Raw genomic sequence first — 4,379 nt, forward strand, 5'->3', positions numbered from 1 at the left:
ACCAGATCCGCATCGACGACGAGAAGGACCAGCTCATCGCCCACAGCCGCGGCACGGTCGGGGAAGACAGCTCGCAGGTCGCCGATATTCCGCCGCTCGATCCGGAGGTCTACGACATGGCCCGCGCGGCCGCCCCGGGCTGGGACGTGCATGTGATCGAGGCGGAATGGCGCGCCTGGGCCAGCGGCACGCCGCGCAACCCCGAAATGGCGTTTCTCGGCTTCTGTAAGAAATGGACGCAGCAACGCGGAGAAGGGTAGGGGTCATACTGTTCTGTAAATATCCTCGGGAGGGTGAGTGCCCGCCCGAGGAGCGGCAAAGCGTCTAGTGGACGCTTTGTGGCGATCACGGGCGAAGCCCTGTCTTGGGGGCAGACAGCCCCCAAGAGTGCGCGGGTCTAGCTCTTTCCATTCACCGTGTTCACAAATCGTCGCAATTGAGCCCGCTCGCTTGCGTCAACGAGCAGATAGCTGATGGAATACTCTTGCCCGCCTTCTACAGATTTTCGCCCGTCTGCGATGAATTCGCCCACAATTTCGACGGCAGGGTTGAAGCGCCGAGGCGTCCAGCCTTGCTCTTTGCAAATGTCAGGGGCTGATATGCCTCCTTCGGATTGTAAGAGCTTCTCTGCAATTACGGAGGCGTCTTGCCGTGGACTTACACCATTAAAGACGATGGGGTCGAAAGTCTCGAACAGCTTATGCTTGATAGAGAGGTGGCTGAACGCCTTCCCGTAACACTTGTTGACGACAACCATGCCTTCAAGTTCAAGCTCACCGACAGCCTCAAGTATCTCGTTTTGTGAGGCATCAGGAAATTGCTCAACGATGTGGTCGTATTCGAATATTTCCGAGAAAGCTGTGGTGGAATTCTCGCTGATCCACTTGCCTAGATATGCAGCATCCTCAGACAGATCAATCGTTCCTGAGATGTACGTAACAGCCTCTTCAAGGTCGTTTACGAGAGCTGATATATCTTCCTGCCATGCCTTAACATTTTGTTCGCCTTTGGCAGGGTAGGTCACGCTATAAAGTGCCGCCAGATGTCCACCAATGACTGGTACGGTACCTGAAAGTGTTGCATCTGCTAATTTTCGTGCAAGCTCGCGCTTAGGGTCGGAATCTGGTGGGTTAATCGGCATCTCATGATCCTCGTATAGTGTAACCAATAATTTGATATCTGAGTTGCCATATACAACCCTAAGGCGCGTACCATAACACCCGTTCGTCGACATTTATTTCACCCGTGGGAGAGCCTCTCCACCGAAGGCGGTGCAATCCAACGAGCACGAAAAAATAGGAATTTCTTAACAAACCCTTGATAGGGCCGAACCGGACCCAATGTTTCGCGCGCGAAACATTTCCCTGAAGAACGGTTACCCCTCCAGCGCCGCCATCACGTCGCGGCCCACGTCGTCCCAGCTGCGCAGGCTGGTCCCGGCGATCCTTGCCTCCAGTGCCTGCCGCTGCGGTGCATCGAGACAGCGCAGCACCGCCGCCTCGATGCTCTGCATCGAGGCAGGATCGCAATAGGCCACCATCTTGCCGCCCACTTCGGGCATCGAGGCCGCCTGCGACACCACCCCGGTCTTGCCATAGCTCAACCCTTCGCCAATCGGCAGGCCCCAGCCCTCGTAGAGGCTCACCGTCGCGGTGAAGAGGCAATGGCGGTAAAGATGGTCGAGCTGCGCATCGTCCGGCGCTTCGAGCCAGATCACCCAGCCGCCCAGGCCGCCGGTGCGCTCCAGCATCGACAGGAACCCGTCCGTCAGCCAGCCGCGCTTGCCCGCCAGCACCAGCCGCGGCAGCTCCAGGTCACTGCGCCGCGACAGCCGCGCCCAGACCTGCACCAGCCGCCAGAGGTTCTTGCGCGGCTCGATCGTGCCGACACAGAGCACGTAAGGCACAGTGATGGCCTCCTGCACCAGCGGATCAAGGGCGGGGCGGGTCTCCGGCTCCGGTCCGACACCGGCCTGCGCCAGGGGCGTGACATGGACATCCCCCTCAAGCCCCTGACCCGACAGGAAATCCCGCAGGTCCGTGGCCGTCGCCCGGGAATTGGCGAGATAGCCGGTCACATACTCGGCCGACCCGACCAGCCAGCGGTGATAGCTTCGCGCCGCCCTGGGATCGGCCTGGTCCGGCAGCTTCATCGGGATGAGGTCATGTACCAGCAGGACCACCCGCACGCCGCGCGCATGCGCTTTGCGAAACGCGCTTTCCACCTTGCCGCGCCCCCAGATCGCGCCCAGGCCGCAGATCGTGTCGCCGGCTTGGGCGACCGCCTCGACGGGGCGCAGGCGGACCTGCCCAGGCGCCTTGCGCGGGCCATAGAGCTTTTGCCAGAGCCCGAAGTCCAGCCCGCGCCGGTCGAAATAGCGCGACCGCCCGCGCCAGCCGGCCAGCCGCATCCGGACGACATGCACGGCCTGCTTGTACGGCTGATCCCGGTACCGTGCCAGAAACCGTGCCGGGATCGCGGCCCTGGGCACACGCAGCCCGAGCAGGGCCGCCAGCGCCTCGATGTCGAAGGCCTCGAGCGCCTCGATCACATCGGCGGCGGGACAGCAGAGATAGGCCTTGCGGCCAGGATGGTGAAACCCCACGAACACGTCGCGCCCCCGCAGCCGGACCGCCTGCGCGATGATGCGGACAGCGGCGCGCTGAATGCCGCTGACCTGCCGGTGCTCGCGGATATAGCTGACGATGTCGCTGATATCGAAAAAGATTTGCGCCATGTGCCCTGCCGCCCTGACCCTTTGACCCTTGGGCGAGGGTGTTACGGCAAGCGCGCTGCGAGGTCCATCTGGCAAGAGCGCCGCAGCAACACGTCCTGCCGGAGCGTTTGACCCTATGGTGCGATGTCCATCGGGCAGGCAATGCAGGCCTTGCCAGTCGCGGCTGACAAATCTGCCGCTGACCTGGCCAGGTGATAGAGTATCCATGCGCCCTTCCATCTGGTGCGCGGTTCTGCACCGGCCGCCGTCAACTGTTCGAGACGATGCAGAGAGGCGGTGCCGACAGGCCGGAGAACACGGTTGCGCCACAAGGGTCCGACGTCGCGCACCACCCAGCCATCCGCCCTGCCCGGGGCCGATGGCAGGGCCGGTTCAGCGGAACGCAGATACAGAAGGCTTCGGACCCCTTGAGTCCACCACCTCGGTTTGGCGTCGATGAATGACAAGCCGTGTCTCGTTTGCGCGAAAACCCAGGCTTGCCGACCAGGGCGCGGCAATCCTTGACATACTCCTGTCAAAACTAGTCATATTCAGCTAAAATCTTGATAGAAGGGTCAACATCTTGTCAGAAATTTCGGGTGAAACGGGCCGGGTCGAACTGCTTCCGGCGCAGCGGCATGCCACGATCCTCGATTACTTGCGAATAAACACCGTCGCGTCGATCCAGCAGTTGGCCACTGCGCTTGGCGCGTCCGAGTCCACGGTCCGGCGGGACCTGAGGGACCTTGTAGAGAAGGGATATCTTGAACGGACCCATGGCGGCGCAATCATCCGCCACCAGCCTGAAACGCGGTTCGAGCCGGACCCTTCCATCGCGGCCGCGAGCGCGCGCCCCCAGAAGCAGGCGATCGGGGCGGTCGCCGCCGGGGCGGTCGCATCGGGGCAAAGCCTTATTCTGGATGCATCATCAACCGTGCTGGCTGCGGCAGAGTGTATTCTCAAACGGCAGATCAACCTGACCATCGTGACCAATGACCTGAATTGCTCACATCTTTTCAGCGCTGGACATCATGGGCCGGTCATTGTCACCGGCGGCACGATCCGTCCCGCGTCAACCACGCTTGTCGGAGAGCCGGCGCAGCGGTTCCTTGCCGGTATTCACGTCGATATCGCATTCATTGGAGTCCATACGATTTCAGGGGGCGTTTTCACGGAAACCTCGCTTGAGGTCGCCGGGATGAAGCAATTGATGATCCGCGCGGCCAAACGTGTGATCGTGCTCGCGGATTCCAGCAAGTTCGGGACGCCGAGTTTCTGCGAAATCGGCCGTGTCGCGGATGTGGACGAGGTCATCACCGATGATGGCGCCACCACTGAGCAGATCGAAGCCATTCGTGCAGAGGGAACGATCTGTACCGTCGCGGGATTGCAGCCGGAAACCCGCAGGTCGTGAGGCCGGCGCTGCGCATATTGGCCGACGATTTGTCCGGCGCTCTTGACACGGTTGTCCATCTTGGGCTGCCGGGAGTGACCTGGCCTGCCCTTGCGATGTGGGGGTCCGCATCTTCCGAAGCGACGGCGCTCTGCACCGACACCCGCGATGTCGGGGCAGATATTGCGCAGGATCGTGTTGCGCTTCAGGGCCGACAAATGATCGACGAACAGCACCCCGTCCAAATGGTCGATCTCATGCTGCACGCAG

The 4,379-nt window shown here is 61.5% G+C and carries 3 protein-coding genes and 1 pseudogene; 2 read left to right on the forward strand and 2 right to left on the reverse strand.

Going from position 1 to position 4,379, the window contains the following annotated elements; translation table 11 throughout:
• Positions 1-260, forward strand: a pseudogene (locus LCF59_RS17390) (plasmid replication initiator); the annotation flags it as partial.
• A gap of 137 nt (positions 261-397) precedes the next feature.
• Here LCF59_RS17390 and LCF59_RS17395 read toward each other — a convergent pair.
• Together LCF59_RS17395 and LCF59_RS17400 are read right to left on the reverse strand one after the other, a co-directional pair.
• Positions 398-1,141 (reverse strand): hypothetical protein, encoded by a 744-nt coding sequence (locus LCF59_RS17395; RefSeq protein WP_292288885.1) that lies wholly within the window; start codon positions 1,139-1,141, stop codon positions 398-400.
• A gap of 234 nt (positions 1,142-1,375) precedes the next feature.
• Positions 1,376-2,737 (reverse strand): glycosyltransferase family 1 protein, encoded by a 1,362-nt coding sequence (locus tag LCF59_RS17400; protein WP_292288886.1) that lies wholly within the window; start codon positions 2,735-2,737, stop codon positions 1,376-1,378.
• A gap of 562 nt (positions 2,738-3,299) precedes the next feature.
• Between LCF59_RS17400 and LCF59_RS17405 the strand changes: the two genes are divergently transcribed.
• On the forward strand, positions 3,300-4,130 hold the full coding sequence (locus tag LCF59_RS17405; RefSeq protein WP_292288887.1) for a DeoR/GlpR family DNA-binding transcription regulator: 831 nt from the start codon (positions 3,300-3,302) through the stop codon (positions 4,128-4,130).
• The last annotated feature ends 249 nt before the right edge of the window (positions 4,131-4,379 follow it).

This window comes from Marivita sp., from assembly GCF_020055675.1.
In the GTDB taxonomy this organism is placed as follows: Bacteria; Pseudomonadota; Alphaproteobacteria; order Rhodobacterales; family Rhodobacteraceae; genus Marivita.

Bases quoted from the DNA above. Each gene is read 5' to 3' on its own strand.
- LCF59_RS17395 (WP_292288885.1), bottom strand. From the start codon at position 1,141: ATGCCGATTAACCCACCAGATTCCGACCCTAAGCGCGAGCTTGCACGA.
- LCF59_RS17400 (WP_292288886.1), bottom strand. From the start codon at position 2,737: ATGGCGCAAATCTTTTTCGATATCAGCGACATCGTCAGCTATATCCGC.